Consider the following 26,769-nt stretch of genomic DNA (forward strand, 5'->3'; position numbering starts at 1 on the left):
GTGAGAACCGGCCAATGTGCCATTCCAGGTTCAAGAGGGTATTATGACTGATCGAAGGACAATTGTGAGCGCCGGTCTCGGGGACGATGCTTCCCGCGGACTGGAAGGAACGGACGCCGCGATGTCGGCTGCTGCGATGATGGCCGCCAACAACAGCGCCATTCCCGACGTGATGGTGGTGACGCATGAAGGCCGCATGGCGCGGTTCTTTTCAGAGCTGATCAGCGACCAGGTCGTGATGATCAACTTCATGTCGATCAAGAACGAAGCCAAGTTGCCGATCTCGAAGCGGATGGCAGCCATTGCAGCGCTGCTCGGCCCGCGACTTGGCCGGGATGTGCAGATCATCTCGATCACCGGCGATCCAGTGTCCGATACGCCGGAAAGGCTGGCCGCCTTCCATCAGTCGCTCGGCGCCTATGTGGGGTGGACCTTCGTGACGACGCCGATCGAATCCGCCGATGCTCTGGCCCAGCGGTTCTATCGCCACGGCCGTAACGTAGCGCTCGGCGGGCGCACGGACATTGTCCAGTACGGCAATGCCAAGGTCGGGCTGTGGGGCACTTTCCCTTGGGATGTACACCCGCAGGACGCTGCAACCCGCGTTACGTGGGTCATGCCGGGTGAACCCTCGGAGGGAGCGCCGCGCCGCGCAGGGCCTCGTCCGCTCGGCTCGGATGGGCAACGCTGGAACAACCGGATCGCCTGAGCGCGCCGGGGCAGGCGCCGACCGTCCGCACCTGCCCAAGAGCCTCCGCGACCTAGAATTGATGGAGTTTTGCGATGCAAGGATACTTCAAACGCACAGCGCTGGCCGTTTCGGCGACAGCCTTTCTGCTCGGCACCAGCGGCCTGGCCTGGGCTTCGACTCCCCTGCCTGCTGGCCTCCCGCCGTGCCTCAGCGGCCCTCCGGGACAAGTCTGGCAGCTTGGCGATCCCTATGACGGCTATCCGATGCCGCGCCCCGGCACCCCTGGTGGCGGTCCGCCCCAGCAGCAGGTAACTTCACCCGACGGCAAGACCACCACTGTGCAGACCGGGCACAGCCTGTTCCCGGAATCGGATCCGTGGGACAACCCGACCAACCTGCTGCCGACGGTCTACCACGACGTCTATGACTCGTTGTGCCATCTGGTGCCGAACACGCTGTCGTCATCGCCGGAGCACCCCTACAATCTCCACGACGAGCCGACGGTTACCGACATCGACAAGTCGTCGCCCTACACGGACCTCGAAGCGATCCTCGCCAGCTTCCATCAGGCCGGCAACGACGACAAGGGCCGTTTTGACAACAACGGGAAGTCCAATGGGCCACTGCGCATCGATCCAGCGCAGGTGCAGCGCGCGATCGACATTCTCGAAGGCAATCCGATTCCCAACCGCGTATACAGCGGCATGCCTGTCCTGCACTACAACGGGCCGGACAAGCAGAAGACGGTCGATCCCGTTACCAAGAACGTCAACGTCCACGTCATCTACTATCGTTCGCACATCGAGGCGGATACCTCGCTGCTCGACACGATGGGTGTGCTCGATGACACCTGGACCATCACCTACACGGTGGACTCGCTCGACAAGGGTTCGGACGACTTCTCGCCCTCGACGATGACCTTCGACGATCCCAATGCGTTCGGCGGCTTGGCTTCGGGTGCGAACTCGATGAAGCCGCTGATCATGCAGGACCTCACCTTCTTCCCGCAGAAGGAAGGCAAGCGTTACGTCTACCACCTCAAGCAGTCGCCCGGCCGCTTCTTCAATGGCATCTATACGTGGGGCTGGCGCGTCCATCCCGGCCGCGTGCAGTTCATGGAAAACCAGAACAAGGCCGCGCTCGGGCACAACCTGCTCCAGTGGGAACAGCTCTCGTTCGGCGAACATCCGATGGCGAGCCGCGCCAACCAGCTCGCCGCGATCGGCAAGATCAGCAATCTGGCGCCTGAGAAGCGGATGTGGAACGCCTTCAACGCGCTGCGTGACGGGCACTACACCTCCGGTCCCGCCGCTGCAGCCCTCGTCAGCGAAATCGAAGCCGCCTTCGACGACTGGGATCACCGCGGCCGCCTGCCGCGTGGGGTCCAGCCCGATCCCAACGCCGACATCACGCTGTTCTATGCGAACAACACGATCTACGCGCACGTGAAGGGCTACACCGACCCCAACGCGCACATGGAATACACCCAATGGGTGACACGTTCGAAGGGTAACAAGGCGGTCATCAAGATCATCAACGGTGACTACTTTGATCGCGGCTACATGAGCGTCGACTTCGGCGGCATGCGCGGGTGGGAAAACACCTTCCAGAACACCGTGCCCGTTGGCGGCGATGGTGCCTGGTTCACGTTCGGGCGCGAACACTGGTTCCCGAACGTCTTCCCGGTGCTGATCCCGGCAGCAACGCCGGGCAACACCACGGCGCCGGTCCAGGTTTCCCCCCAGGCGCTGATGCGGCGTCCGGGCAGGGAGTTCCGCGAAACCGAACTGGATCCCGATGGCGACAGCCTGAAGAAGTACAAGCGGCCGCTGCCTTCGCTGCCTTCGGCCAACGGGGACACCCTCTCCGAGCATACGATCGTGCTGAACTGGAACTTCGATCCCAGCCGCCGGCTGCGGTTCTACCAGTTCGATCCGCTGCACCACGACGTGGCGGTGTTCTCGATGCACTGATAACAAACGGAGGCGTCCGTCACGATCCCGTGGCGGACGCCCTTGTTCGGACAAGTTCATGCGCGAAGTGCCAACAAGCCCAAGCCGACAAGTCCGGCGCAAGTCCGGTCTTCTGATCGCCTTGACGGCAGCCTGCCTCACCGCCGGAGCGAGCGCACAAGTCAGCGCGCCGCCTCAGTTGACCCGCTCCTATCAGGACTATGTCGCCCCGCCCGTTTCGCTGGTGCGCACGGATGGCAAGACCATCTCGTTTGCCGATCTCGTCGATGGATCGCGGCCAGTGGTGCTGGAATTCTTCTACACCTCGTGCAGCACGATCTGCGGGATGCAAGCCTCCACCCTCGCACTCGCGCGGAAGGGTTTCGGCAGCAACGCGATTACCATATCGGTCACCATTGATCCCGAATACGACACGCCGACGCGGCTCCAACAGTTCGGCAGCAATTTCAATGCCGGGGGCAGCTGGTATCTGCTGACCGGCAAACGAGCGGACATCCAGCGCGTGCTGACAGCGTTCGATGCGCGGCCATTCGGCGACAACAAGATGCTTCACCGTCCACTCGTTTTCATCCGTCCGGCCAAGGGGCGGCAGTGGCTGAGGCTCGACGGACTGGCCAATGCCCCGCAGATCATCAGCGCCTTCAAATCAGCAGCGCAGAACCCGCCGCCGCCGTCCTCGACTGTCAGCATCCTGCACGAGACCTTCAACAGGCTGGTTGGATGACAGTACGAACGGAAGGTCGTTCCATTAAGGTCATGATGGCGTTCAGGCAGGCCTTGCGTCTCGCGGCCCTGCTCTTGATGCTGGCCTTTGGAGCCTCACCGTCTCAGGCACGTGAACTGTCTCCCGAGGAGCTTGGTGAGCGGCTCTACACGCAAGGCATCGGCACCAGTGGCAAACCGGTGGCGGCAATCGACATATCCGGGCAGCGCGTGTTCGCACCGCAGTTCCACTGCGTGTCATGCCACCGCCGCAGCGGCTATGGTTCGCGCGAAGGCGGGGTCTTCATCCCGCCGATTGCCGCTCCGGTGCTCTACCAGCCGCTGACGCCCAGCCGCACCCGCGCCTTCAACAGCATGTACTTCCAGCAGCAGGCGACGGCTTCGGAGGGACGCCTTTACAACGGGCGGACCCGGCCAGCCTACGACAAGGCAAGCCTCGCGAAACTGCTGCGCAAGGGGATCGATCCCGTTGGCGCACCGGTCCCAGCGGCCATGCCGAAATTCGATCTCAATGACAGGGATGTCGCCGCGCTCGATGCCTATTTGCGCACGCTGTCGGCCAAACCGGACCCCGGCGTCGATGACACCTCGATCCACTTCGCGATCATCGTGTCCGACCGGACTGCTCCGCTCACTCGCAAGATGCTGATCGATACCAGCAACGCCTTTGCGACCCGGTACAACAGCAACATAACCAGCGAGCGATCACGCCCCGGGTTCTCGCCCTACTACCGCTCCGATTTCGTGAATTTCTGGCGCAAGTGGGTGATCGATGTCTGGGAACTGAAGGGCCCCGAAAGCACATGGCCGGACCAGCTTGAGACCTTCTACAACGCGCAGCCCGCATTCGCAGTAATCGGCGGTGCGCTGGGCCCAGCACCGTGGCAGGGGGTGAGCGACTTCTGCGATGCGAAGCACATGCCTTGCCTGTTCCCCGATACCGATCTTCCTGCTGCCGAGGCCGCGAGCGGCGGATACACGATCTACAGCCACGGCGGCCTGCCGCTGGAAGCGCGCGGCATTGCGGCGTACCTGAAGCGCTCGGAAAATACCCAGCGCAAGGTGCTGCAGCTCGCCGGGCCTGATGCGCAGGGCACCATCCCCGCGCAGGAACTTGTCACTGCGGCGGGAACCATTGCGGCCCTGCGCACTGAGACTGTGCCAGCAGGAGGCTGGACGGCTGCCATCATCCGCGCTGCGGCAGAGCTCGGCAAAGACGACGTGCTGGTTCTCTGGCCCGGCGCTGCGGGCGGCGCGGCGGTGGCAGCACTTGCGGCCAACCCGCCGGCGCAGGGCCTTGTCATCCTGCCATCAGCCGCGCAGGACGAGGTGGTCAGGACCCTCACTCCGCTCCCCATGGCGGACAGGGTGAGGCTCCTGCATCCGCGTGAATTGCCCAGCGTGGTCAACCCACACTCCTACCGGGTCCGCGCCTGGCTCTATGCTCGCCGCGTGGCGGTCGATCCGCCTGAGGATCAGTTCCAAGTCTACTATGGCCTGAGCGTCCTCGAAAAGGCGGTCATGGAAATCCAGGGAGACTACTCGCGCGAGTACCTGATCGAGGAAATCGAGATGATCGCCGAAAGCAATCTCAACCCCGGCGTCTATCCCTCGCTCACGCTCGGCCCCGGTCAACGCATAGCCTCGCGCGGAACCTATGTCGTGAAGCTCGATGCCAAGGAGATGGGCGGCATCGCGCCCGACGGGGACTGGATCGTTCCCTGACGGAAACCTACTCGGCGGGCATGTGCGTCGGAGGAGCGCTCTCGGAATGCGGCGGCAAGCTGGCGCTCTGCTCCTTTGCCTGCCGTTCCATCTCGGCATAGTGCGCGAGCACCTGATCCTGGCCTGCTGACCAGTTCTTCTCGAGTTCCTTGATCTCCGCCTCGCGGATCATGCTATCGACACCGGCATGGAAGGCACGCGACAGCCGCCGCATGCGGCCGATCCAGTATCCAGCCAGCCGCAGGGCACGCGGCAGTTCCTTCGGTCCGATCGCCACGATGGCAACCACGGCCGTCAGAACAATCTCATCCATGCCGAGGTCAAACATGGCCCACCCCGCGCACGGTGATCGCATCGGATGCGGCGACCAACCAAAGCTGCATCGAAGGGCCTTGCATATATCGGGCCTCCTCTCGGACCACGCTCAGAATAGACCTCACGCCGCCAAATTCGACCGTGTTTCCCGACAGATTTCGGCCAGTCTGCTCGGCATCCCCGTCAATTGGATTTCCGCGACGCCTTGAAGTCAGCTTTGGCCTGCTTCTTGTTGCCTACTCATCCGAAGAGCTCTGTTGAGCCCCAAATGCCTTGGCTGCACCCGAAATCTGCTCAAGCTGGCGCTCGAAATTAGTGCAGCCGCTACACATGCTGGCGTGGAAGCGGATCTTCATCCGTTCCGAAAAGGTCAGTTTGCGCTCGCGGCCCTGCGACATCAGGAACGTGGCATCATGGCAGTTCAGCATGATCAGGCTCCTTCCTGGAACCAGTTGATCTGCAGGCATGCGCGCAAGGCAAGGCGAGCACGGTGCAGGATGACATGGACGTTGGTGGTTGTCAGGCCAAGCTCGGCACAGATCTCCTCGGTGCCCAGTTCCACAACTTCGCGCATCATGAACACGCGCCCCTGCTGCGGTGGCAAGCGGTTGAGGCAGGCATCGAAGACCGCAAGAAACTGCGTTGTGTGCAGATCGGCCTCGGGGTCGCTCCAGCGCGCCGGACGGGCTGCATCGTGCCACATACCGCGCTGATCGAACACCGCAGGCAGGGGGCCTTCCTGATCGGGCGCTGCCATCTGGCTCGCGGCAAGCGGCAGGCGCTGCCGCTTGCGCAGGATATCCGCGACCTTGTTCTTCAGGATCGCGATGATCCACGTCTTCAAGGCAGCTTCGCCGCGAAAATCGGCGGAATTGCGCAAAGCACCCGCGAGTGCTTCCTGCACCGCATCCTCCGCCTCGTCATCGCTGCCCAGTTGCAGCCGGGCAAACCGCAGCATGTCGTCGCGCATTTGCGCGAGGAATGCCGGGGTTGCACCGGCAACATCACCTTCGACGCGGGCAGGCTGGTCCATTCAATCATCCCTCGTCTGGCGCACCTTGCCCGCGCTGTAGCTGGAGACAAGAAACGGTACGAGATAATTGAGACACAAGCGCGGCCAGTCCGCACCGGCACCATGCCAGATCGGTTACCAACGGATCAGTGGCGGGACTACCAGCCGCGCGATCAGCGCCGACAACGCCACGGCTCCGCTATGCCACAAGCCGATATGGACCACATCGTTGCTTGGACAATGGAGGGAATACGCGAACATCCCGAGGCTGCCTGCCGCAACGCCCGAGAGCAGGGCCGCATAGTGTGGCCGCACTGGTGCGCCCCGGCGTAGCCACATGATGAGCGCGGTCAGCGTCAGGCTTCCCCAGAGCACGCCAGAGCCAAGGCAGTTGATGCCGCTGCGCATATCCATGGGAGATAGGCCAATCGCTCCCCTGCCTAGCCCCATGACAAGCGCGGATACCGGAAGCAGGGCGGTCATGGCCATGGCCCAGTTTGATCCGCCGTAGTCGCTGCCGACATGCGGACGGCTCATGCGCACCACGTTTGCAGCGGCTGACAGGCCCAGCAAGAGAAACAGGCCGCTTTCAAGGACGAGATGGGGGGCTAGCCGTCCTGCCGGGATATCCGGGCGAAGTCCCAACATCAGGCCAACACCGGTTGCGCTGGCCAGCAAGGCACCGAACACGAGGCAAAGTCCGACAGCCAACCTGAGCGGTTTGACGGGTTCGAGATCGTTGACGAGCCGGTTGATCAGTTCGTCGGCTGTCGTCGATGCGAACCGGGCTGATTTGCGATCCATCGCTCAAGCCCGCTCGATCATCGCGGAAAGCTTCTTCAGTCCACGGTGAATGTTGATCTTGACGAGCGCTTCGCTCTGGCCACTGGCACAGGCCGCTTCGGCAATCGAAAGCCCCTCGATCTTGACCAGTTCGATGGCCTGCGCCTGGGGCGCCGGCAATTGGGCAAACAGGCTGTTGAGGCTGATGCGCGCCATCATGGCGGATTCATCGTTGTGCGAGATCACGTCCGTGCCTCCGCTATGCTTGCGGGCGCGATAGACCTGACGCAGATGGCCCGCCCAGCGATAACGCGCGATTGCGGCCAACCAGGGCACAAAGGCTCGGGTAGAGTCATAAGTTGCCAGCTTCTGATGCAGTGCAAACAATGTTTCCTGCACAAGATCATCCAGATCATGGCGTGCTATGCGCCGTCCCAGATAGGACTTCATCCAGCGCTGACACTCGTGAAGCAGCGCGGCGTAGGCCTCCTTGTCACCGCGTTGAGCCATGATTGCGAGCTGTGCGAGCGAGGTTTCGTCAGGCGTCATGACGACTGCCCTCCACTCGCAAGGAAGACGGGCAACTCTGCCGCCGCCAACGGCCTTTTGCACTTGCCCGGGCCCGAAGGCACGCGCCGGAAGAGAGGGAGACACCGCATACCGGTCACCTCAATCCTGATCGATCCCCTGCCAGGTGCCGAGCACGATCAGAATGCCCGGCACAGACCAGCAGTCGGTGGGCATGCGGGATTTCTTACAGCCAGATTGGAGACGAGCTGAAAAAAAGTTGAGCGAGGCAAATAAGCCGGATGCATGGCCATTCTGCTGCCAAGGTGGCACTTCATTCCGCATCAAGCGTCTGCCGCATGTCTCCGCAGCCGCATTTCGCAACCGGCGCGGCCCTCATTCACCCCGGCGGTCACATGCCGCAATCGAGCTGTCAGAGATGTTGGATTGACCGGGCGGAGCAGTGGCGCGCGCGTCTATCGAGCGGATATGTCCAGCGCAATCCATCGCCAAGCGGGCAGTCTAACGGGGAGTCTTCTTGGGAATTACCCCGCTCACGTGAACAAATATCAAGAAAATCAGAGGAACTAGGTGGAGAGGCTTTCCGCTGTGAACGGCCCCGCCACGCGGACGCGGGCCCTGTCGTTATAAGATTGATCGTAGAGGTCTTCGGTATCGGCGCTGTTGGCGATGCTTTTCAGCGTGCTGTGCGGCACGCGTTTATAGACGAAGCCTTGCCGCAACCGCCCGTACGTTGGCGTGATGGCAGCCTCGGAGCGGGTGAGTTCAGCTTCCTTGTGCTGGTCTTCGGTGCTGTCTGCCTGCAGATACCACGGAGAACGCGCACGCATGTTGCGCGCCCACGCCAGCGCGGCGCGGCTTGTAACGATGGTGGCCCTGCGGTGGCCCCATTGTTCGGCGACATAAGCCGTGGTGCTCGATCCGCCGGTGGGATCGAGTACGAGATCGTCGGGGCGGTGGTCATCAGGATGCAGCGTTCGATCGCTTTCACTGATGTCTGCACAGGGTAGACTTTGTCCTCAGTGAAGCGGCCAGTTTGAGCATGCCAGGAATGCCGTGGTCTGGCGCCTTCGCTCACGTTTCGACGCTGCATGCTTTGATCGTACCTAAGTCGGCGATCTAAGAAGGGCAGCGCGAACGCGGATTTTTCAGTGAAAAGAAGTTCAAAGTGTTTGCAAATTCAAATGACGAAGCGTGCCTTGCCTCTAAGCGGATCAGGAATAATGTTGGCTGTCCATGCGCCATCATGATCACGCTGCATACGGACCGTATTTCCGCCCCAACTGACCGCGATGATGTCGTCACTGTACTCCCACACGCTCGGATCGCTCCACAAGGCAAATTCGGTCGCAACGATCATTAGGTCGCCAATGTGCAGGCATTGCCGACCGTCGGGAGTAGTGCCGTGCCTGGGTTTGTGACCCGTCAGTTCCTTGATGCGCGCAATCGATTCGGGATGTGCTTCACCCACAATGACCTCCTGAAAGACGTTCCGACGCGGCAGCGCTGATCGGGGTGACGTTACTTGTGATGCCTGAAAGTGACGGTGCGGCGAAACGCCCCCATGCTTCCATGAGGGTGCGACGCATAGCCTGCAAAATCAGTGCACGCCTACAGACCTCGCAATGTCGCGAATGTCGCAATTGTCGCTGGTGTTCAGGCTTCCGCGCGAATGGGCGTTACGGTTGAACCAGTCGCCAGAGGCGTAGCGCAATACTCGGCCCAAGCATCCATCAATTTGACGCGGCGGGGCAATAGCGAGGCACGGGCATAGGATGCCTCTGCTTTGTCCGGCAGTTGGTGCGCCATGGCATGTTCGATCACTTCACGCGGGAACGTCGATCGCTCGCCAGCCCAATCGCGGAAGGTGGAGCGGAAGCCGTGCGAGGTAATCAAGCGCCCGCCTTCCTTGCGATCGATCCAGCCGGTGCGGCCCTCGGCTTGCTCTGTCTTGTGCATTCGGCGGATAAGCATCGACATAGCCATGCCTGAAAGCGCGTCACCATCATGAGCAGGAAACAGCGGGGCATCGGCGCGGCCCGCGGTATTGAGCGGCAGAACGGCTTCCAGAATGGCTAAAGCACGCTTGGAGAGGGGCACAGAGTGTTCCTTGCCTGCTTTCATGCGGCTGGCGGGAACGGTCCAGACAGCCCCGGCAAGATCAATCTCGGACCACGTCGCGCCGATTACTTCACCCGTGCGCGCGGCGGTCAGGATTGCGAACTCCAGCGCCCGTGCCGCCAGTGCTTCGCGAGCGCGAAGGTCTGCCATAAATGCGGGCAGCTCACCATAGGCAAGCGCTGCATGGTGGCCTCGGTTCAATTTGCCGGGCTTTGGCAGAATATGGTCCAAATGCCCGCGCCAGAGCGCCGGGTTCTCGCCGAAGCGCATCCCTTGCACCTTTGCGGCTGACAGCACGTTTTCAATGCGGCCCCGCACGCGGCTAGCGGTTTCCGGCTTATCGCTCCAGATCGGTTCCAGCACCTTCAAAACGTGATCGGTGCGAATAAGCGAAACGGGCAAGTCGCCAATGATCGGATAGACGTATGTGGCCAGCGTGTTGCGCCATTGCTGGCGGTGCTTTTCATTGCGCCAGCCACCTTCTTTGCGGTCGATGAACGCCTCGGCCACGTCGCGAAAGGTCCGGCGCGTCAGAGCTTCGGCCTGCCCTTCCGCAGCCGCCTTGCGGGCTTTGGTGCGCTTGCCCTCCAGCGCCTCGCCCTTCGCTGCCTGTGTGGACAGTTCGCGGGCCATAGCGCGCGCATCGGCCAAAGCGATCGCACCAGCACCAGCCGCCGGGCCTAAGCCGATGTCGCGCGCCTTGCCGCCAGCTGTGGAACGGAACAGCCAAGAGCGCGCCCCGCCATCCTGCACTCGCAGATAAAGTCCGCCGCCATCGGCATGGCGACCGGGGCAAGCGTTCCGAACGGTGATGGGGGTTAGAGCATTGTGAAACTTGCGAGGCATGGCGGACAGTCCTTGTTGCCCATAACGATGCCCACGATAATAGCGCGGTTGCCCATAAACAAGAAGGGAGCAATACGAACGCCTGCGAACTCAATCCCCCTAAAGATCCTGCATATACGTGGGTTATCGGGTCAACGCCGAACGTCTCTGAAGGGAAGTTAGGCGGACTTCGTCTCCGCCACCGGCTCGTCCACAGATGTCCATGAACGTCTGCTGATGCGCTGGTAAGGCACCAGAATTCCACGGTATTTTTCCGCCACGGTTCGTCAACATCTGTCACCGGGTCGGAACAATGGGCCACTCGGCGGTGGGATATGTGGTGGGACGCTCCATCCCTCTGAAGAATACCCAGATCCTGTCCGCAGCACCCGGCATGCATGGCGATGGCAATGGTCTCTATCTTAACGTGACCCGCAAGGGAGCCAAGAGCTGGATCTTTCGATACCAGCTTAACGGCAAGCGCTGCGAGGTGGGGCTTGGTTGCCCTTCTAAACTGAGATCATCCGCGGCAGATTCTCAGCCGAGAGCGGACATCATGCTTTTCGCGTCACACCGCGCGCAGCGACTACAGAGTGGCCACGTCATTGTGCCGCCCCCTCCATCATACTGCGTGCCAGTGCAATCATGCCGTCCACGAGGCTATCCTCCATCGCCGTGCTCCAGCAGACGTAGGGTGAAAAAGCCAAGGCAGGCATATCCTCGACCGGCTCGAGCTGACCGGAACTGAGATGGGATTCCGCCAGCCGTTCGGGCACGAAACCGCTCGAACCTGTCCGGGCAAGCCAGTCCAGCGAAAGGACGCCCAGATCGAGCGTCAGACCCGGAGCGGGCAGATCGCCAAGCCGCCCCCGCAATTCGTCGTTGACGGCCTCCCCCCACTCGGTCCTCACGAAATTCTCCGTCCAGTCGACCGCAGGATTGGCCGTCACCAGAATTAGCCGATCCTCGGCCAGTTGCTCCATCCTCCGGCCCCGCGCCAATTGGGGCTCGTAGAGAAACGCGATGTCTAGTTCGGCGTCATCGAGCGCGCGGTTGAGCTGAGCCGGAGCTGCCGCAACCGCGTGAAACGCGATATCGCGATGTGAATCTCTCATGGCATCCAGCCACGGCATCAGCAGCCTTGGCCATAGGGCATGCTGCCCACCGACCCGCACCAGTTGGGTAAATCGGGATGGCAAGGCCGTCTGCTCGCAGCCATGCTGCCAGGCCCGCTGCATCTTCAGAGCCGGATCGAGGAAGCGCCTGCCTGCGGCAGTTAGCCGGCACCCCCGCTTGTCGCGTTCGAACAGGCGAACACGCAAGACATGTTCAAGCTGCTTGATGCGCTCGGTGACAGCGGACGGACTTGCGTGAACGCGGTGCGAAGCCTCGGAAAAGCTCCCCGCAGAGGCCGCTGCGAGAAAGGTTCGAATGGTCACGATATCCATGAATTCGGAATATCGGAATTTAAAGTTCTGACAATCAGGTTTCCCGAAATCCTATCAATGTGGGAGACCAATCCTGCAATCGCCGCACAGGGCGGCTGGACCAAGATCATGGGCCAGTTCGCACGGCTTCTGCGGCGCTCCAGCAAGGCGCGCAAGGCCTTGCGAAGCAGGCCGCCGCTCCCCGGGTTCCCGACTGCGGCACCTGCGAGAAAGCTCATCGAGGAAAGGATCACCATGGACAAGTCGTCGGCACGGAACGCGGGGCAAGCAGCCCCGTCACCAAGGCTGGATGGAAACCGCCAAGGCAGCATTCTTCCGGCAGAACTCGCGTTCGCTCGCGATGCGCTGCAGCCGCATGTCTCTGCGGAGACCATGCATTACCACTTTGACAAGCACTACCTTGGCTATGTCAGCAAGACCAATGCGCTGATCAAGGGCACGGATCTGGCCGGAGCGACACTCGAGGACATCGTCCGGCAGGCTGCGTGGAAGCGCCGGCGATCCTTGTTGGTCAATGCAGCGCAAACCTGGAACCATGCCTTCTTCTGGGCATCGCTGAGCCCGGAAGGCAAAACCGGGCCTGACGCCATCCTTGCTTCGGCCTTGGAGAAAGCGTTCGGCAGTCTGGACAGCTTCCGGCAGAAGTTCATCGACAAGGGATTGGCTCATGTAGGCTCCGGCTGGCTCTGGCTGGTCTGCGACAAGCATCGCGGGCTGATGCTGGTCACCACCGACAAGGCCATACCGGTCTGGCTGGGGACAGACCGGGTTCCGCTACTGGTGTGCGACTTGTGGGAACACGCCTACTATCTGGACTGGAAGAATGACCGGGCGGCGTGGCTTGGTGCCTTCATCGAGAACTGCACCAACTGGGATCATGCAGGAAGGCAGCTTGCAGCACTGATCAAGGGTCAGGCCACCTGGACATATCCCGGGTGATGCCGGGCCAACGCTGCAGCAATCGCAAGCACCCGGTTGGTCTTGCCTAAGTCTGCCGAGGGTTTAGACCTTTCAATGCGATGGCAGGCACTGGCTCTGTGATGGCGATTTCAGCCATTTTTGCGGTCGGCCTTGTCGGCTTTGCGACTGACAAGGTGCGTCATGATCTTGTCGCGCTACTCATGCTTTCGACTTGCTTGGCGCTTGGCCTTGTCCGCGCCGATCGCGCATTCGCCGGGTTTTCCGATCCAGTCGTCATCACCGTTGGCGCCATTATGATCATCAGCGCTGCGATTGCTCGCTCAGGCGTACTCGCATACGCGCTGCGCCCGTTTCAGCGCTGGATGAAGGCGGAAACAGGCATCGCCGTGGTTTACGCGATCCTGTGCGGCACCGCATCTGCGTTCATGAACAATGTCGGAGCCCTGGCACTGCTGCTGCCGGCCGCGCTGGCGACTTGCCGGACCGCCAAGGTCTCGCCCAGTCGCATTCTCATGCCGATGGCGTTTGCTTCGCTGCTCGGCGGGCTTGTCACGCTGATCGGTACGCCGCCGAATGTTATTCTGGCGGAGATGCGCAGTGGCTATGGCAAACCGGCGTTCGGCATGTTCGATTTTGCCCTTGTTGGCCTTCCTCTCGCGCTCGCCGGTCTCGTCCTAACCCTGCTTCTGGTCCGCTTTCTGCCCATGCGCGCCTCCAGTGAAAGCGAACCGCTCAAGTTCCGCGTTGCCGATTATCTGTTCGAGTTACGCGTCCCGGCAAATGCCGCGAAGTCTCTCACGGTTGAATCGCTCGCATCGATCGGATCAGGTGATGACCGGCTTGCAGTCCATGCGATTGATCGCGGCGGCATTCTGGTCACGGCCCCACGCCTCAGCAGGTTGTTGCTGCCGGGCGATGTCATCCAGGTGGAGGGCCGCGCACCGGTCGTCGAGACGGCGCTGGAACGGCTCGGGCTCGAATTGGCATCCGATGCGGAAGATGATCTGCTGGGCGATGCCTTCTTCGAATTCGTCGTGACCGAGCAGAGCCTGCTCGTGTCGCAGGACTCATCGTTTGCCCTGCTGGCTGCACATGGTGCTGCGCTTGTCGCGCTCAGCCGCAGGGGCAAGAGTATCGCGGCGGGACTTTCGGCGATGCGGCTGCATGCCGGTGATGTGATTTTACTCCAGATCGAGCCAAGCCGGACCGCCGAACTGGCGCAAACCTTCAGCCTCCTCCCGCTTGCCGAGCGTCCGCTAAGGCTGCGCGTTTCTGCAAGGGATTGGTTGCCGGTCGGTGCTCTGGTCAGCGCGATCATTGCCGCATCGACCGGCGCTTCCGGTCTCGCCGCTGCGCTTGTGCTCGCAGTCACCGCACTTGGCCTTGCCGGAAGGCTCCGGGGGCATGTCTATCAGGACATCGACTGGTCGATCATCATCCTGCTGGCGGCGATCATACCAGTGGCGCAGGCCTTTGCGGCCAGCGGGGCTGACGACGCCGTGGCAGGTGCCATCAGTATGGTTGGCAAGGGTCAGCCGTCCTGGGTGCCTGTCGGCCTTGCGCTTGGCTTGACGATGGCTGTCACTCCGTTCCTCAATAACGCTGCCGCGGTGCTCATCATGGGACCAATCGCCGCGCGCACCGGGCTGGCAACGGATGTCCCTGTGGATGCCATGCTGATGGCGGTCGCGATCGGCGCTTCGTGTGATTTCTTGACGCCGATCGGCCATCAGTCGAACACCCTTGTCTGGGGGCCCGGCGGTTACCGCTTTTCTGATTACGCCCGCGTGGGCGCACCGTTGACGCTGCTCGTGCTGGTGCTGGGTACGGCGCTGATTACGGCAATCTGGGGATAGGATCGATGGACGCTTCTGGTTTGGCTCCGTTTGACGTGGCCGCAATTCTGATCCTGCTTGCCGCCGCGCTTGGTTATGCCAACCACCGGTTTCTAAAGCTCCCGTCAGCCGTTGGTTTGACCCTCATGGGGGCGATTTCCTCGCTCGCGATCATCGGGATCGGCGCGGCCTTCCCGGCCTGGGGCCTGAGACCGATGGTCGAGCAGTTCCTCGCCGGGATCGATTTTCATGCCACCCTGATGGAGGGCATGCTCTCATTCCTGCTGTTTGCCGGTGCGCTTCACGTCGACTGGACGCAAATGCAGGCAAATCGCCTGCTGGTCTTCTCGCTGGCGACGTTCGGCGTCCTGCTTTCAACCGCGCTCATCGGCGCAGGCACTTGGTGGCTTGCAGGCATGGCAGGCGTGCCTGTACCGCTCTCCTGGGCGCTCGTGTTCGGCGCCTTGATTAGTCCGACCGACCCGGTGGCGGTGATGGCGATCCTCAAGCGCGCCGCAGTGCCGCCGTCGCTGCAGGCAACTGTGGCGGGCGAAAGCCTCTTCAACGACGGCGTCGGTGTTGTCATCTTCGGCATCCTCATTGCGATTGCGACGGGGGCCGAACAGTTCAGTCTGGTCCATGCGGCCAGTGATTTTGCGCGGGAGGCTGGGGGCGGTGTTGCCTTCGGTCTCGTGACCGGCTGGATCGCCTGCCGCGCTATGGAGACAATCGACGACTACAGCGTCGAGGTGATGATCAGTCTTGCGCTGGTCATGGCCGGATACAGCTTCGCGCACGCGCTTCATGTCAGCGGTCCGGTCGCCATGGCGGTGGCCGGCCTGTTCATCGGCAATGCCGGAATGGCCCGCGCCATGAGCGACACGACCGCCGACTATCTGGTCAAGTTCTGGGAGTTGATCGACGAGGTCCTGAACGCCGTCCTGTTCCTGTTGATCGGCCTCGAAGTGATCCTGATCTCGGGGCAGATGCGGCTGATGGTGTTTGGTCTCGCCGTCATTCCGCTCGGCCTGTTGGCGCGCTGGCTCTCGGTCAGCATTCCATTGCGGCTCCTGCGAAGCGGGATCGATCTCGGGCATCTGGCAACGCCGACACTGGTCTGGGGCGGGCTGCGCGGCGGCATTTCCATCGCCCTTGCGCTCTCCTTGCCGGCAACCGCCGCCCGCACTCCGCTGATCGCGGCGACGTTCATGGTCGTGCTGTTCTCCGTCATCATACAGGGCGGGAGCATCGGCGGTCTTATCAACCGGCTAGGGCAGAAGTCCGCGGCGCCCGGGGAGGACGCGGCATGAGCAGCGACACGCCTTCTCCGGCATCTCTGTTTGCCAAGCTGCGGGGCGGTGTTTCGCGCTCCATCGCGATGTTCGGCGCTCAGGTGACTCGGACGGGACTGTTTCCCGACCTTACCGGGGAAGCGGGCAAGGCCTTGCGCCAATCGGTGCGCGAGGATGGCCAGATCACCAAGTCCTACATGCTGATGTGCGGCCTTTCCGCAGGTATCGCCACGCTCGGGCTCTTGCAGTCGTCGACTGCGGTGGTCATCGGCGCGATGCTGATTTCGCCGCTGATGGGGCCGATTGCGTCCATGGGCTTCGGGTTCGCCTCGCTGGACGGGCGCCAGATCCGCGAGGCGGCAAAGGTCATCGCGATCGGCGCCGCCATCGGCATCCTGACCGGTATCCTGCTGACCTGGCTCAGCCCGATCCGCAATGCCACGTCCGAGATCGTGGCCCGCACCGAGCCGACCCTGCTGGACCTCGTCGTTGCCGTCTTCTCCGGCATCGCCGGAGCCTACGCGACGGTCCAGCAAAAGGGGGCGACCGCGATCGGTGTCGCCATTGCCACTGCGCTCATGCCGCCGCTGGCGACGGTGGGTTATGGGCTTGGTGTCGCCAATCCGCGCTTTGCTCTTGGCGCCTTCCTGCTGTTCCTGACCAATCTTGCAGCGATTGCGTTTTCCTTCGCCCTGATCGCCCGATTGAGTGGGGCTGCGAGGCCCCTGGCAAAGGTCGAGAACGCCCCGCGCTTCATTCTGGCAGGCCTCGCTGCGTTTTCCGTTCTCGCTGCGCCGCTTGGCCTAACGCTGTACCGCGTCACCGCCGAAGCGAGGGCGCAGGCAACCGTGCGCCGCATGCTTGCGGATGAACTGAGCCTCAAGCCGCTGAACGTCGCCCAGTTGCAGGTGCGGTGGCCGCTGCGAGGTACGCCCTCCATCGACGCCGTGGTGATTGTTCCGCAATACACGAACGATGCAGATCGCCGGCTGATGGCCAACCTTGAGGAGAGGTGGGGCATCAAGCCCACCATCAACCTGCAGCAGGTGGTTGCGGCAGACCTGCAGTCCCAGACGCAGGCGCTGGTCGATGCGGCGGTGGAAACATCTGCGGCCGGGATTGCACGCGACGTGCCTCCACTGGTCGCCATTCGCGAGGCAATCGGCCTGCCAACGCAGGCGCTTTGGGTCAATCGCACGGAGCGCACGGTTCAACTGGTTCCTTTCGCCGCCGAGGGCTGGCAGCTGGGCGACTATCGCGGCGCCGAACAAGCAGCGGCCAAGGTGGCGGAGGGCTGGAACGTGCGGATTGTTCCCCCGGTCCAGCCGACGCTGGCCATTGCCCTCGACCTCAAGGACGGTGCTCCGCAAGGCAATGAGGCGCTCACTGACGCCGTCTGGGCGATTCAGCGCTGGGGCGTTCAGGGCATCTCCGTCGCCGGGTATATGCAGGGGGCCCGAACGGACGCGGCAAACGCAGCGGCACTGGCCTCTGCGCAGTTTGCCGTGTCGGAACTCGCCAACGCCGGTGTCCGGGGCAGCGCGAGGGTGCTGACGGATGATCGCTTGCAACGTGGTCTCCCGGGGCCTGCAGGGGTCGTGTTCAGCATCGTCAAACCGCCGGAACGCAAGCAGTGATCTCGCTCATTGCAGTCTTCACCGCTCTAACCATCTGGGCCGCGCTGACATTCGGGTCGTTCGCGAGATCGGATACCTGGCGCGCAACAGTCACTCCGCTGGCCTCGATCATCGGTTCTGGCTTTCTGGTCTGCGGCCCATTGCTGGCGAAGGAGTTCGGCTCAGGGGCGATTTTCGCGATGGGCGCCCTGCTGGCGCTGGCCTATGCCGTCGGCGCGGTCATACGTTTCAACATCGTGCATGTCGAAAACCACGCGCGCAGCCTTCGCTTGCACGACCCGTTTGCCTGGGCGATGCGCGCCGGGCAGGTCATGCTCGCCATCGCTTACGCGGTATCGGTCGCCTATTATCTGAAATTGCTGGCAGAATTTGCGATAAAGCCGTTTGCGATCGAAGCGGCATCCCACGCTCTCATTGCGAACCTGATCGTGACGGCCATCATTGTCGTGATGACGCTGCTGACATTTTCGGGCGACATCAAGAAGATCGAACACGCCGCGCATTCGAGTGTCTCGATCAAGCTGGGTCTGATTGCGGGGCTCCTCGCAGGACTGGCCGTCTGGTGGGCTTCGGGCGCAGCCCCCGCATCGACCTTGCCGCCAGCGCGCATCACCTGGTCGAGTATTCCGCTGCTGCTGGGCCTGCTGATTACCGTGCAGGGCTTTGAAACGTCCCGCTACCTTGGTGATGCTTACGATCAGCAGATGCGGGCACGGACGATGCGGCTCGCGCAATGGATTTCCTCGGCAATCTATCTCGCGTTTCTGGCCCTTCTGACACCGGTTCTCGCCCGCGCTGCCGAAAGCGAGGGCGTCACGGGCATTCTCGATATCATGACGTTCGTTGCCTCCCTTCTCGGCCTCTTTGTCTTGGGTGCTGCGGTGACCAGTCAGCTCAGCGCGGCCATCGCCGATTCCATCGGTTCCGGCGGGCTGATGATCGAGGTTTCGCAGCGGCGTCTCAACGTCCGCTCTGCCTTTGCGGCGGCCAGCGTGTTGTCTCTGGCGGTCGTCTGGCTGACGGACCCGTTTCAGGTGATTGCGCTCTCATCACGGGCGTTCGCTGCATTCTACGCTGTGCAGGCGCTGCTCGCCTTCTGGGTATCGCGCCGCACCGGGGCAGGCGGAATGGTCGCCAGAATCGGCTTTGCTGTTGTTGGTGCGATCTGCATCATCGCGACCTTGGCGGGGGCTCCCGCTGAGAGTTGACGGCGGTCGCCGCGCCCAGGCATCCACAATTGCCCCGACGAATGTCCTCCTTTCGGCGAACTGAATGATTTTCATCACATAGCTCTGGCCTCAAAGCTATCGACCTGATCGATCCGGGTTGTTGCTGCGTGCTGCAGCGGTCATCGGGGCGGTATTGGTCAGCTTGATCGCAATAGCCTGCGCTTTGTTAGTAGATGACTCGGACACTAAGGGTGTGCCATCGTTCCATCGAATTCTCCTGACGCGCTCAGGCTGTCGACGTCCGTTCTGGTAGGGAGATTCGATCAAAGGGGGGGGAATGGCTGCATTTAGAAGCTGCTGGGCAGGCGCTGCTTTTATCGCATTTGCTGCCGCTTTGCAGCCGCTGCCCGCCCTCGCCGCGCCGGACAGCCCAACCGCCAAGACCGCTGTCAGCACCTCGTACCGTCCTCTGGTCGAGAAGCTCGAGGCGGCAAAGGACGAAGGCAAGGCAGCACTCGTTGCCGCCTTGCTCCCGATTGTCGAAGTCCTCGTGCTTCACTCCGAGAATGCCCCGCGCGAGGATGAGGACTATGCCCTGCCCGTGCTGGAAAGCGCCTACGCGCTGATCGGCGATTTCGCGGGCGAACGGAAGATCATCGACCGGAGAGCCGAGCTCGCGACAGCGCGTGAAGGCGCCCAGAGCTACGCCGCATCGCATATCGCGGTCGATGTGGCCGATCTGCTGCGGCGCGAAGGACGTCCGGCGGAAGGCGAAGCGCACTTGCGCCGCGCGGTGGCGGCCAGCACCGATCCGGAGATCAAGATGAGCCTCCAGTCGGACCTCGCAAGCTATCTTGAAGACGCACAGCACCTCGGCGATGCAGTCGAGGCATACCGGACACTGCTCGACATGCAATTGCAGCGATCGGGTCCGGACGCCGACGATGTGTTCAAGATCGTCGAAACCTTGAGCTGGAATCTTGGCCAGATCGGCCGCCATGCCGAAGCGTTGGCGCTGCTCCAGACCACCATACCGCGCGCCGAAGCGGTCTGGCGGGCGACCGGCGCCGACGAGACGCACAACGGCACCATGGATAGCCTGATGGCTGGTCTGCGCTATGCCAATCTGCTCGAACGCCAGGCTGATCACCTTGGCGCACAAGGCAAATTCGGCCCTTCGGACTTCTATTTCGAAGAAGCCAACAAGCTGCGGACACGGTACTTCGACGCGCCGACCCACATTGTGGCGCAGACCTATAACAACATGGCATTCCGCCAGAATTTCGAGGGTCGTTACGCGCTTGCCGAGAAGAATGCCTACACCGCCCTCGAAATCTACGAGGGGGTCATGGGCCAGGCGGACATCTCAGAGGATCTGACTTACGCCAAGTACAAATACAACCTTGCCGCCGCCCTGCTCGGTCAGGGCCACGCGCAGGAGGCCTTGCCGCTGCTGCGCTTCGGAGTCCCGATCCAGCGCAGGCTGGGGCCCGATCATCCTGATCTGGTCATCCTGCTGACAACGCTCTCGCGCGCGATCGTGGCTGCTGAAGGCGATCTTGACGAGGCACTTTCGCTTGCCCGCGAAGCCACCGCCATTGCCCACAAGCACCGCGATGCGCGGCTGACAGGGGGCTATTCCGACAGCGCGCCCGATGCCACCTCCGCCGCGCTCACGCGCGCGCTAGCCGGGGATGCGACCACGCGTGATCCCATGTCGATGGCCTATGGCGCGCTGATGGAGGCAACCTCGGCCGCGATGAAGGCTGGTGGCCGGGCCGATACCGCCGAACTGCGCGCCGAAATGTTCGCCGCAGCACAAGACCTTGAACAGTCTTCCGCCGGTCAGGCCATGGCGCAGGCGGCGGCCCGTTCGGCGGCAGGCGATGGTCCGCTCGGCACGCTGATCACACGCAAGCAGCAGCTTGCGGACCGCGCCCGCGCGCTGAATCTTGCGGTTACCGCCGCGACGCTTGGCAAGGATACTATTGGCCTCGACGAAAAACGCGCCGCGCTGGCACAAGTAACCAAGGACCTTGCCGCTGCGGATGCCGAGATCAAGTCCGCCTTCCCCGACTTCGAAGCGCTCGTCTCGCCTTCCGCACTGACGATGGCCGACATTCAGGGGCGGCTCGCCGCCGACGAGGCGCTGGTCCTGATCGTGCCGAATGGTCCCGATTACTACACGTTCGCGATTGCGCCCGATCATGCGCAAGTCCGCGTGATCGCGCGGGCACGGGACGGCGTGGCGAAACTGGTCGGGCGGATCCGCTGCCGGCTCGACGAAGCCGGCTGCACCTCCCCGGCGGATATGGACCCGACTTACGACGAACCCGGTGAGTTAAAGGGTATCGACGCCTACTTCCCCCGCTTCGATCGCGAGGCAGCGAACCTGCTCTACATCAATCTGGTCGAGCCGTTGGAACCGACACTCGCCAAGGCCAAGCGTGTGTTCGTGACGGTCGGGGGGCCGCTTGGCGGGCTGCCGCTTTCGGTCCTGGTTACGAAGTTCGATCCTGAAAAGGACAAGTCTGAGGCGGGCGATGTCGAAACGCTGAAGCAATCGGCATGGCTTGGCGACAAGTATGGCTTCATCACCCTGCCTGCGGTTTCAGCGCTGCGCATCGCCCGCCCGCCGCGCAAAGGTGAAGGCGGCAAGGCTGGCAATTTTCTCGGCTATGGCGCGCCGAGCCTGCAGGGGACCGCGGGAGCGGCGCGCAGTGTCGAACAGGGCGGGCGGCGCACGCTGCGCAGCGGCGGGATACAGGGCATCACCACCGCCTCGCCCGATGCGCTGCGCAAGCTTTCCCCGCTGCCGGGCACCGAGATCGAATTGAAACGCATGGCAACGGCGCTCAAGGCACCGCCCAGTGGCCTCCATCTGGGAGCCGCGGCCACCGAGGCTGCGCTCAAGCAGGATCCCGGCCTTGCCAGCGCGAGCATCATCGCCTTTGCGACGCATGGCCTGCTACCGCAGGAAGTGGGCCGCGCCGCCGAACCCGGCCTTGTCTTCACGCCCCCGGCTGCGGCGAGCGTGGAGGATGATGGCCTGCTCACGGCGAGCGAGGCTTCACGCCTGTCGCTGAAGGCGGATTGGCTGATCCTGTCCGCGTGCAACACCGCCGCATCGGATGGCACGCCCGGTTCGCAAAGCCTGTCCGGCCTTGCCCGCGCCTTCCTGCACGCTGGTGCCAAGGCCTTGCTGGCAAGCCACTGGCGCGTGTCCGACGAAGTGACTGCCGTGCTGACCGTCGAGACCATGCGCTTTGCGCGGTCCGGGTTGCCCAAGGCCGAAGCCCTGCGGCAGGCGATGATCGCCGTGCGGACGGGCAAGCGGCCGGACGGATCTGCGGTGTCCGGTTGGCAGGAATATTGGGCGCATCCGGCAGCGTGGAGCCCGTTCGTACTGGTGGCCGCGGACGGACAGTAGCGCACTAACCGAAGCGCGACTGCCGTTCGAGCTTGAACGCATATCCTGCGAGCAGGATGCCCGAACCGATGGCGGCGAAGCGCAGTGGTACGATCAGCAGGCCAAATGGCACGAGCAAATCCTGCATGAACGCCATGATGGCCACCACGCTGATACCCGTGAAGCCCAGCGCGGCATTGCGGGTCGAGCGCCGCCCAGCCGGATCAGGCGGGTCGTAGGGATCGAGGTGGCGCGGCGCGATGTCGAGCAGGTAGAGCCACTGGGCAGCTGCGGCGACTGCCATGAGAAGCACCGCGCCGTCCCAGCGCAAGGCCAGCGCGGCCCCGGCCCAGCCATTGAGGACGGCGCCCCAGGTAAGCCAGCGCCGCCGCCGCGTCTGCGCCCTCGCTTCGGCCGGTTCGGCAGGGGATAACGCGCCCAGGATGGTGTCGATCAGGCCGCCCGTGGCTGCCGCCCGCATGGCGAGGAAGGCTGTGATGAAATAGAACAAGCCGGCTGCCTGCAGCGCCAGAACCGTCATGGACACGGTTCCTGAACGACCAGCCCGCCACCGTCCACCGGCATGCCCCCGATGGGCCGGTCACGCAGTGTCGCCGGAGCAAACTCGACGCGCTCGTTGGCCTCATCCTGCCCGGAGACCATCGGCTTGTTCTGCCCGTGGGTCACGTAGATCAACCGCTTGCAGTTCGCACCGTGAGCCGCGAACCATGCGGCGAGCTGCCGCGCTCGCGCTTGGCCGAGTTCGAGATTGGCGTCGCCACTGCCCAGCATGGATGCATTGGTCTCGACGCGCAGGAGGGTGATGTAGGATTTCTCGGCGAGGAACTGCATGACTTGCGAAAGTCCCGCATCGCTGTCTTCGGTCAACTCGGCGCTCTCCGCCTTGAACCGCACGGGAGAGGGCAGCACAAGTATGCCCGATTCGATGCGAACCGCAGTCTGCGCGCGCGCTGGCGAACTGGCACATGCCAGCAGCGCGACAAGTCCGAACGCAATGCGCGCAATGTCACGCAAGGTCATCTGGTCGCCCCCCCTTCTCTCCGTGCGCCCGCGCTGTTAGCGTTGGCGCATGACCGGTCTCTTCTACAAATGCCTGCTTGGCCCTGCGCTGTCGACAGGCTTGCTGCTGCCCCAACCCGCAACGGCGAAAATGCCCGTACCGCCGGCCGAGGTGGTGCAGGCGGTTGCGGCGGATCTGCGGGAAGCGGGGCTTTCGCCCCGGGCGATAGATCGTGCACGCGGCCTGTACCGGCCGGTCTCGCTCACTGGCGGTGCCATGCCCGACTGGCTGGTGGACATGAACGCCGCGCCCAGCGGCATGCTGTGCGGCACGGGCGGCTGCCCGATCGAGGTTTGGGTCCAGCAAGGCGGACATTACCGGCGGGCCCTGTCGCTGCAGGTGTTGGGCTACGCGGTCGAGCCGAATGGATACGTCTCGCTCAAGCTGCACGGTGTGCTTTGCGGACGGACCGGATCGGATGACTGCAACTACCGCTTCGGCTGGCAGCCAGCGCAGGGGGGCGAGGGATGGTTTCTTCCGATGATGCCGTCAGATGTTCCCGGCTATACCGGGCCAGTGGTACAGGCGCTCGCACCGGCGGCGCACATGCTCCCTGCGCTTGCGGCGCAGGAAGCAGCCTACGCAGCATGGTGCGAGAAACGCGCAGGCGGCACGCCCGACACTTCGGATGCGGCAGCACTCCTGCCCGATCTGACCGGGGATGCCCGACCCGAGGCGTTGTTCGACGCCAATCGCGCGCTCTGCACCGTCATCGACCGGGAGGGAGCGGAACAGCAAGCCCCCTGTCCCGAACCCGCGATCTGCCACTCGGTGATCTATACCTCAACCAGCACCGGTTGGCGGGCCGAACCGGCGCAAAAGCCGTTCGAATACTGGATCAAGTGGCAGTCTGGCCGGCCACGCATGGCAATTGCCGAAGCTGATTGCGGAATGTGCAAGATTCGCGAACTTGATCTCGCACCTTGAAAGGTAAGCGCATCCAGTACGATCGTCGTCGCCTCGGTACCGCGCTTGCAATATTCGCAGTAGCCCCCCGGAGGTAGTTCTCTACTCCGAGGGGCGCTGCTTCAAATCATGGGATGTGACGCACGTCAGGCGGTGACGGGAGTGAGGACAATCTCGACGCGGCGGTTGGCGGCACGGCCCGTGATGGTTGCATTGCTGGCTATCGGCTCGGTCTTTCCGAAGCCCTGCACGTGCAGCCGGGCGGGTGCCACGCTGCGCGAGAAGAGATAGTCCGCCACGGCGTCAGCGCGCCGCTCCGAGAGCGCCTGATTATAGTCGTAGGAGCCGATCGCGTCAGTGTGGCCGTTCACGTCGACGTAGGTCGCCGGATACTTCGCCAGCGTGCGCGAGACGGCATTGAGCACGCCGTAGAACCGGGGCTGGATATCGTACTTGTCGAAGGCGAAATTCACGTCGCTCGGCAGTTCGAGGATGATCTGTGCACCGCGCTTCTGCACGGTGACCCCCGTGCCGCGCAAATCGTCCTGCAGCACCGTGTACTGCTGGTCCACATAGGCAGGAACGTCGGAGATATAGACCGGTTCGATCCCGGCATCGATAATCGCGCCGCGCCGGACGACAAGATCGGGGACGGCAACTGCGGTGACCGCCGGTACGGCAAGCCCAGGCACCGCGACGGCGACCGGTGCAGTCACGATTCGCGACGTGACGCCGGTGGTGGAAACCGCCGGCACCGCAATCTTTGCCGTGCTTGCGACATTGGTCACGGCGCGCACATCGACGGGTGCGGTCAGGGTACGCGTGCGGACCCGACGGTTGACCACCGCCTGGGCGTTGCCGTTCGCGGAAATGCCGCGCTCGATGCGTGAGACGCCGATGTCACCAGCGCCGTTGATCATGGTGCCCGGCATCGAGACCATGCCGCCGAGGCTGCCGCTCAATCCGCCACCAAGCAGCTGCGCATGGGCGGGGGTTGCACCAAGCGAGACGGCAAGGGCCAACGAAGCGCCAGCGGAAAGCAGAAACTTGTCCATCGAGAACCTCCTTCTGGTTGGGGCCGCAGCGGGAGCCAGCGGCCGGTTCTGAAGGAGGAACGACGCCCGGTTCGAACTTGATCCATGCCAGCGAAAAAATTCATGATCCGCTGCGGCAGGCTCCGCAAAGGATGCCGCGCCCGGTCTTTCTGCCGGCGCGCACGGCTTCGGCATCGGTAAGGCTAAGCACCTGCTGCGGCTTGGCGGTCGCCGCGCGGTGGGCTGCGATGCGCGCCGCAGCAAGGGGCGCAGCGAAGGAGGTGCCGCGCAGGGAAACCCGCCGCCCGTCCAACCCGATCGCAGTGATATCCGCACCCGGCGCCGCGTAATCGAGATGTGAGGCCTTGCCCGCCTCTAACAGCACCCGGCCGCGCCCGTCCACGCCCGTAACGGCAATGACATTGGGGTAGGAGGCAGGGTAGGCGGGCGGAGCCGCTGCGCCATCGTTGCCGACCGCCGCCACCACGACCATCCCGCCAGCCTGCGCCGCTGCCACCGCCCGTGCCACAAGCGGATTGGGCGGACCAATCAGGCTGATCGAGACGACCGGCACGCGCTGCTGAGCCATCCAGCCCAGCGCGCGGGCGAGCGAGAGCGCGTTGCCGCCCGCGAGGTCTGTCCCATAGACATCGGCGACGTAAAGCTTCGCGGTGCCCGCCGCGACCAGCAGAGAGCGGATCGCCTGCGCATGTGCATTGGGGTGCGGGGCACCGGCGGCAAATCCCACTTGAGCAGCAACCGTCCCCCCGCCGACCACCCCGCCGTCTATCACGCCGATCGTCCCACCTCGCGGCAGGCCGGCGAGGAGGGGCTGCGAACTGCCGCTCTGCGCCCGGCTGCCGCTCTGGAAATGCAGTTGGTCGGCGGTGACTTCGGCCTGTGGCAGCAGCTTGCGCAATGCGCGCTCGGCCTTTGCCAAAGGCAGCCTCGGCGGCACCGCCAGACGCGCGTAACCGATATTGATGCCCTCGATGCGTTGCTGCTCGATGAGGGCAAAGCCGCCACGCTGGGCTGCGGCGAGATCATCCGGCCTGGGATCGATGACCAGCAATTCGCCCCTCCGAGCAGGCTGTCCGGCGCTGTCGAATTCGGTCTCATCAGGGTGCTGCGCGACAAACTTCGTCAGCCGGTCGAGCCGCTCGGCCGCCAGCACGTCGATGCTGCGCACCACCTCATCGGCCGGCGCCAGCGCGGTTTGTACGCGCGAGATGACCGGATCGACCAGCGCGCCAACCGGGGGCAGCGTGATCTGGGCGTGCAGGCCACCGGGCAGTGCCAGCATCAGGGCTATGAAGGCTCGCTTGACCATGTGGTTGTCCA

The 26,769-nt window shown here is 63.2% G+C and carries 25 protein-coding genes and 1 pseudogene; 12 read left to right on the plus strand and 14 right to left on the minus strand.

Features of this window, described 5'->3' with window-relative positions; translation table 11 throughout:
- The first annotated feature begins 121 nt into the window (after positions 1-121).
- From NSE01_RS15220 to NSE01_RS15235, 4 genes are all read left to right on the plus strand, one after another.
- On the plus strand, positions 122-709 hold the full coding sequence (locus tag NSE01_RS15220) for an SCO family protein (RefSeq protein WP_170233857.1): 588 nt from the start codon (positions 122-124) through the stop codon (positions 707-709).
- A gap of 74 nt (positions 710-783) precedes the next feature.
- A complete protein-coding gene (locus NSE01_RS15225; RefSeq protein ID WP_147160506.1) occupies positions 784-2,664 on the plus strand; it encodes a hypothetical protein in 1,881 nt (626 codons plus the stop codon).
- A gap of 58 nt (positions 2,665-2,722) precedes the next feature.
- Entirely contained in the window at positions 2,723-3,388 is a 666-nt protein-coding gene (locus NSE01_RS15230; RefSeq protein ID WP_147160507.1) for an SCO family protein, read from the plus strand.
- Positions 3,385-5,112: a c-type cytochrome gene (locus NSE01_RS15235; RefSeq protein WP_147160508.1), complete on the plus strand. Its 1,728-nt coding sequence runs from the start codon at positions 3,385-3,387 to the stop codon at positions 5,110-5,112. The genes NSE01_RS15230 and NSE01_RS15235 overlap by 4 nt, the downstream gene beginning before the upstream one ends.
- A gap of 7 nt (positions 5,113-5,119) precedes the next feature.
- On the opposite strand, the gene NSE01_RS15240 is transcribed toward NSE01_RS15235, so the two are convergent.
- From NSE01_RS15240 to NSE01_RS15280, 9 genes are all read right to left on the minus strand, one after another.
- Positions 5,120-5,425 carry a twin-arginine translocase TatA/TatE family subunit gene (locus NSE01_RS15240; RefSeq protein WP_170233858.1) on the minus strand — a complete coding sequence of 102 codons (306 nt, stop codon included), beginning with the start codon at positions 5,423-5,425 and terminating at the stop codon, positions 5,120-5,122.
- Positions 5,426-5,663: 238 nt separating this feature from the next.
- Entirely contained in the window at positions 5,664-5,855 is a 192-nt protein-coding gene (locus NSE01_RS15245) for an anti-sigma factor family protein (RefSeq protein WP_246135236.1), read from the minus strand.
- Positions 5,856-5,857: 2 nt separating this feature from the next.
- Positions 5,858-6,460: a sigma-70 family RNA polymerase sigma factor gene (locus NSE01_RS15250; RefSeq protein ID WP_147160510.1), complete on the minus strand. Its 603-nt coding sequence runs from the start codon at positions 6,458-6,460 to the stop codon at positions 5,858-5,860.
- 114 nt (positions 6,461-6,574) lie between these two features.
- A complete protein-coding gene (locus NSE01_RS15255; RefSeq protein ID WP_147160511.1) occupies positions 6,575-7,243 on the minus strand; it encodes an NrsF family protein in 669 nt (222 codons plus the stop codon).
- A gap of 3 nt (positions 7,244-7,246) precedes the next feature.
- On the minus strand, positions 7,247-7,771 hold the full coding sequence (locus NSE01_RS15260) for a sigma-70 family RNA polymerase sigma factor (protein WP_147160512.1): 525 nt from the start codon (positions 7,769-7,771) through the stop codon (positions 7,247-7,249).
- Positions 7,772-7,891: 120 nt separating this feature from the next.
- Positions 7,892-8,074, minus strand: coding sequence for a hypothetical protein (locus NSE01_RS15265; protein ID WP_147160513.1), 183 nt, complete (start codon positions 8,072-8,074; stop codon positions 7,892-7,894).
- A 242-nt stretch (positions 8,075-8,316) separates the two neighbouring features.
- On the minus strand, positions 8,317-8,580 hold the full coding sequence (locus tag NSE01_RS15270; RefSeq protein WP_147160514.1) for a hypothetical protein: 264 nt from the start codon (positions 8,578-8,580) through the stop codon (positions 8,317-8,319).
- 350 nt (positions 8,581-8,930) lie between these two features.
- Entirely contained in the window at positions 8,931-9,221 is a 291-nt protein-coding gene (locus tag NSE01_RS15275; protein ID WP_147160515.1) for a hypothetical protein, read from the minus strand.
- A gap of 185 nt (positions 9,222-9,406) precedes the next feature.
- Positions 9,407-10,717 (minus strand): tyrosine-type recombinase/integrase, encoded by a 1,311-nt coding sequence (locus NSE01_RS15280; RefSeq protein WP_147160516.1) that lies wholly within the window; start codon positions 10,715-10,717, stop codon positions 9,407-9,409.
- Between the two features lie 292 nt (positions 10,718-11,009).
- Here NSE01_RS15280 and NSE01_RS21975 point away from each other — a divergent pair, with 292 nt between their 5' ends.
- Entirely contained in the window at positions 11,010-11,444 is a 435-nt protein-coding gene (locus NSE01_RS21975; protein WP_371863224.1) for an Arm DNA-binding domain-containing protein, read from the plus strand.
- On the opposite strand, the pseudogene NSE01_RS21775 reads toward NSE01_RS21975, so the two are convergent.
- Positions 11,338-12,135: pseudogene (locus NSE01_RS21775) on the minus strand (LysR family transcriptional regulator); the annotation flags it as partial. The gene NSE01_RS21975 and the pseudogene NSE01_RS21775 overlap by 107 nt on opposite strands.
- Between NSE01_RS21775 and NSE01_RS15290 the strand changes: the two are divergent.
- From NSE01_RS15290 to NSE01_RS15315, 6 genes are all read left to right on the plus strand, one after another.
- Positions 12,022-13,083: a superoxide dismutase gene (locus NSE01_RS15290; RefSeq protein ID WP_147160518.1), complete on the plus strand. Its 1,062-nt coding sequence runs from the start codon at positions 12,022-12,024 to the stop codon at positions 13,081-13,083. The pseudogene NSE01_RS21775 and the gene NSE01_RS15290 sit on opposite strands and share 114 nt — an antisense overlap.
- A gap of 101 nt (positions 13,084-13,184) precedes the next feature.
- Entirely contained in the window at positions 13,185-14,921 is a 1,737-nt protein-coding gene (locus NSE01_RS15295; protein ID WP_170233860.1) for an SLC13 family permease, read from the plus strand.
- 5 nt (positions 14,922-14,926) lie between these two features.
- Positions 14,927-16,210, plus strand: a complete 1,284-nt coding sequence (locus NSE01_RS15300) for a cation:proton antiporter (protein ID WP_147160520.1) — start codon at positions 14,927-14,929, stop codon at positions 16,208-16,210.
- A complete protein-coding gene (locus NSE01_RS15305) occupies positions 16,207-17,829 on the plus strand; it encodes a DUF389 domain-containing protein (protein WP_147160521.1) in 1,623 nt (540 codons plus the stop codon). The genes NSE01_RS15300 and NSE01_RS15305 overlap by 4 nt, the downstream gene beginning before the upstream one ends.
- The gene (locus tag NSE01_RS15310; protein ID WP_147160522.1) at positions 17,826-19,037 is read left to right on the plus strand and encodes an Aq_097 family APC-type transporter; all 1,212 of its coding nucleotides are present in this window, start codon (positions 17,826-17,828) and stop codon (positions 19,035-19,037) included. Before NSE01_RS15305 ends, NSE01_RS15310 begins: the two co-directional genes overlap by 4 nt.
- A gap of 298 nt (positions 19,038-19,335) precedes the next feature.
- The gene (locus NSE01_RS15315; protein ID WP_147160523.1) at positions 19,336-22,428 is read left to right on the plus strand and encodes a CHAT domain-containing protein; all 3,093 of its coding nucleotides are present in this window, start codon (positions 19,336-19,338) and stop codon (positions 22,426-22,428) included.
- A gap of 4 nt (positions 22,429-22,432) precedes the next feature.
- Here NSE01_RS15315 and NSE01_RS15320 read toward each other — a convergent pair whose 3' ends face one another.
- Both NSE01_RS15320 and NSE01_RS15325 read right to left on the minus strand, forming a co-directional pair.
- Complete coding sequence (locus tag NSE01_RS15320; protein WP_147160524.1) at positions 22,433-22,948, minus strand: hypothetical protein; 516 nt, start codon at positions 22,946-22,948, stop codon at positions 22,433-22,435.
- Positions 22,945-23,448, minus strand: a complete 504-nt coding sequence (locus NSE01_RS15325) for an OmpA family protein (protein ID WP_147160525.1) — start codon at positions 23,446-23,448, stop codon at positions 22,945-22,947. The genes NSE01_RS15320 and NSE01_RS15325 overlap by 4 nt, the downstream gene beginning before the upstream one ends.
- Positions 23,449-23,497: 49 nt before the next feature.
- Between NSE01_RS15325 and NSE01_RS15330 the strand changes: the two genes are divergently transcribed.
- A complete protein-coding gene (locus NSE01_RS15330) occupies positions 23,498-24,415 on the plus strand; it encodes a hypothetical protein (RefSeq protein WP_147160526.1) in 918 nt (305 codons plus the stop codon).
- Between the two features lie 125 nt (positions 24,416-24,540).
- On the opposite strand, the gene NSE01_RS15335 is transcribed toward NSE01_RS15330, so the two are convergent.
- Together NSE01_RS15335 and NSE01_RS15340 are read right to left on the minus strand one after the other, a co-directional pair.
- The gene (locus NSE01_RS15335) at positions 24,541-25,449 is read right to left on the minus strand and encodes an OmpA family protein (RefSeq protein ID WP_218033283.1); all 909 of its coding nucleotides are present in this window, start codon (positions 25,447-25,449) and stop codon (positions 24,541-24,543) included.
- 100 nt (positions 25,450-25,549) lie between these two features.
- On the minus strand, positions 25,550-26,758 hold the full coding sequence (locus tag NSE01_RS15340) for a S8 family serine peptidase (RefSeq protein ID WP_147160528.1): 1,209 nt from the start codon (positions 26,756-26,758) through the stop codon (positions 25,550-25,552).
- Positions 26,759-26,769: the final 11 nt, after the last annotated feature.

The organism is Novosphingobium sediminis (genome assembly GCF_007991615.1).
GTDB lineage: Bacteria > Pseudomonadota > Alphaproteobacteria > Sphingomonadales > Sphingomonadaceae > Novosphingobium > Novosphingobium sediminis.

What these genes read in the sequence shown, in the direction of transcription:
- NSE01_RS15220 (WP_170233857.1), top strand. Translation starts at nt 122, where the DNA reads ATGTCGGCTGCTGCGATGATGGCCGCCAACAACAGCGCCATTCCCGAC.
- NSE01_RS15225 (WP_147160506.1), top strand. Translation starts at nt 784, where the DNA reads ATGCAAGGATACTTCAAACGCACAGCGCTGGCCGTTTCGGCGACAGCC.
- NSE01_RS15230 (WP_147160507.1), top strand. Translation starts at nt 2,723, where the DNA reads ATGCGCGAAGTGCCAACAAGCCCAAGCCGACAAGTCCGGCGCAAGTCC.
- NSE01_RS15235 (WP_147160508.1), top strand. Translation starts at nt 3,385, where the DNA reads ATGACAGTACGAACGGAAGGTCGTTCCATTAAGGTCATGATGGCGTTC.
- NSE01_RS15240 (WP_170233858.1), bottom strand. Translation starts at nt 5,425, where the DNA reads ATGGATGAGATTGTTCTGACGGCCGTGGTTGCCATCGTGGCGATCGGA.
- NSE01_RS15245 (WP_246135236.1), bottom strand. Translation starts at nt 5,855, where the DNA reads ATGCTGAACTGCCATGATGCCACGTTCCTGATGTCGCAGGGCCGCGAG.
- NSE01_RS15250 (WP_147160510.1), bottom strand. Translation starts at nt 6,460, where the DNA reads ATGGACCAGCCTGCCCGCGTCGAAGGTGATGTTGCCGGTGCAACCCCG.
- NSE01_RS15255 (WP_147160511.1), bottom strand. Translation starts at nt 7,243, where the DNA reads ATGGATCGCAAATCAGCCCGGTTCGCATCGACGACAGCCGACGAACTG.
- NSE01_RS15260 (WP_147160512.1), bottom strand. Translation starts at nt 7,771, where the DNA reads ATGACGCCTGACGAAACCTCGCTCGCACAGCTCGCAATCATGGCTCAA.
- NSE01_RS15265 (WP_147160513.1), bottom strand. Translation starts at nt 8,074, where the DNA reads ATGCGGAATGAAGTGCCACCTTGGCAGCAGAATGGCCATGCATCCGGC.
- NSE01_RS15270 (WP_147160514.1), bottom strand. Translation starts at nt 8,580, where the DNA reads ATGCGTGCGCGTTCTCCGTGGTATCTGCAGGCAGACAGCACCGAAGAC.
- NSE01_RS15280 (WP_147160516.1), bottom strand. Translation starts at nt 10,717, where the DNA reads ATGCCTCGCAAGTTTCACAATGCTCTAACCCCCATCACCGTTCGGAAC.
- NSE01_RS21975 (WP_371863224.1), top strand. Translation starts at nt 11,010, where the DNA reads ATGGGCCACTCGGCGGTGGGATATGTGGTGGGACGCTCCATCCCTCTG.
- NSE01_RS15290 (WP_147160518.1), top strand. Translation starts at nt 12,022, where the DNA reads ATGTTCAAGCTGCTTGATGCGCTCGGTGACAGCGGACGGACTTGCGTG.
- NSE01_RS15295 (WP_170233860.1), top strand. Translation starts at nt 13,185, where the DNA reads ATGGCGATTTCAGCCATTTTTGCGGTCGGCCTTGTCGGCTTTGCGACT.
- NSE01_RS15300 (WP_147160520.1), top strand. Translation starts at nt 14,927, where the DNA reads ATGGACGCTTCTGGTTTGGCTCCGTTTGACGTGGCCGCAATTCTGATC.
- NSE01_RS15305 (WP_147160521.1), top strand. Translation starts at nt 16,207, where the DNA reads ATGAGCAGCGACACGCCTTCTCCGGCATCTCTGTTTGCCAAGCTGCGG.
- NSE01_RS15315 (WP_147160523.1), top strand. Translation starts at nt 19,336, where the DNA reads ATGGCTGCATTTAGAAGCTGCTGGGCAGGCGCTGCTTTTATCGCATTT.
- NSE01_RS15320 (WP_147160524.1), bottom strand. Translation starts at nt 22,948, where the DNA reads ATGACGGTTCTGGCGCTGCAGGCAGCCGGCTTGTTCTATTTCATCACA.
- NSE01_RS15325 (WP_147160525.1), bottom strand. Translation starts at nt 23,448, where the DNA reads ATGACCTTGCGTGACATTGCGCGCATTGCGTTCGGACTTGTCGCGCTG.
- NSE01_RS15330 (WP_147160526.1), top strand. Translation starts at nt 23,498, where the DNA reads ATGACCGGTCTCTTCTACAAATGCCTGCTTGGCCCTGCGCTGTCGACA.
- NSE01_RS15335 (WP_218033283.1), bottom strand. Translation starts at nt 25,449, where the DNA reads ATGGACAAGTTTCTGCTTTCCGCTGGCGCTTCGTTGGCCCTTGCCGTC.
- NSE01_RS15340 (WP_147160528.1), bottom strand. Translation starts at nt 26,758, where the DNA reads ATGGTCAAGCGAGCCTTCATAGCCCTGATGCTGGCACTGCCCGGTGGC.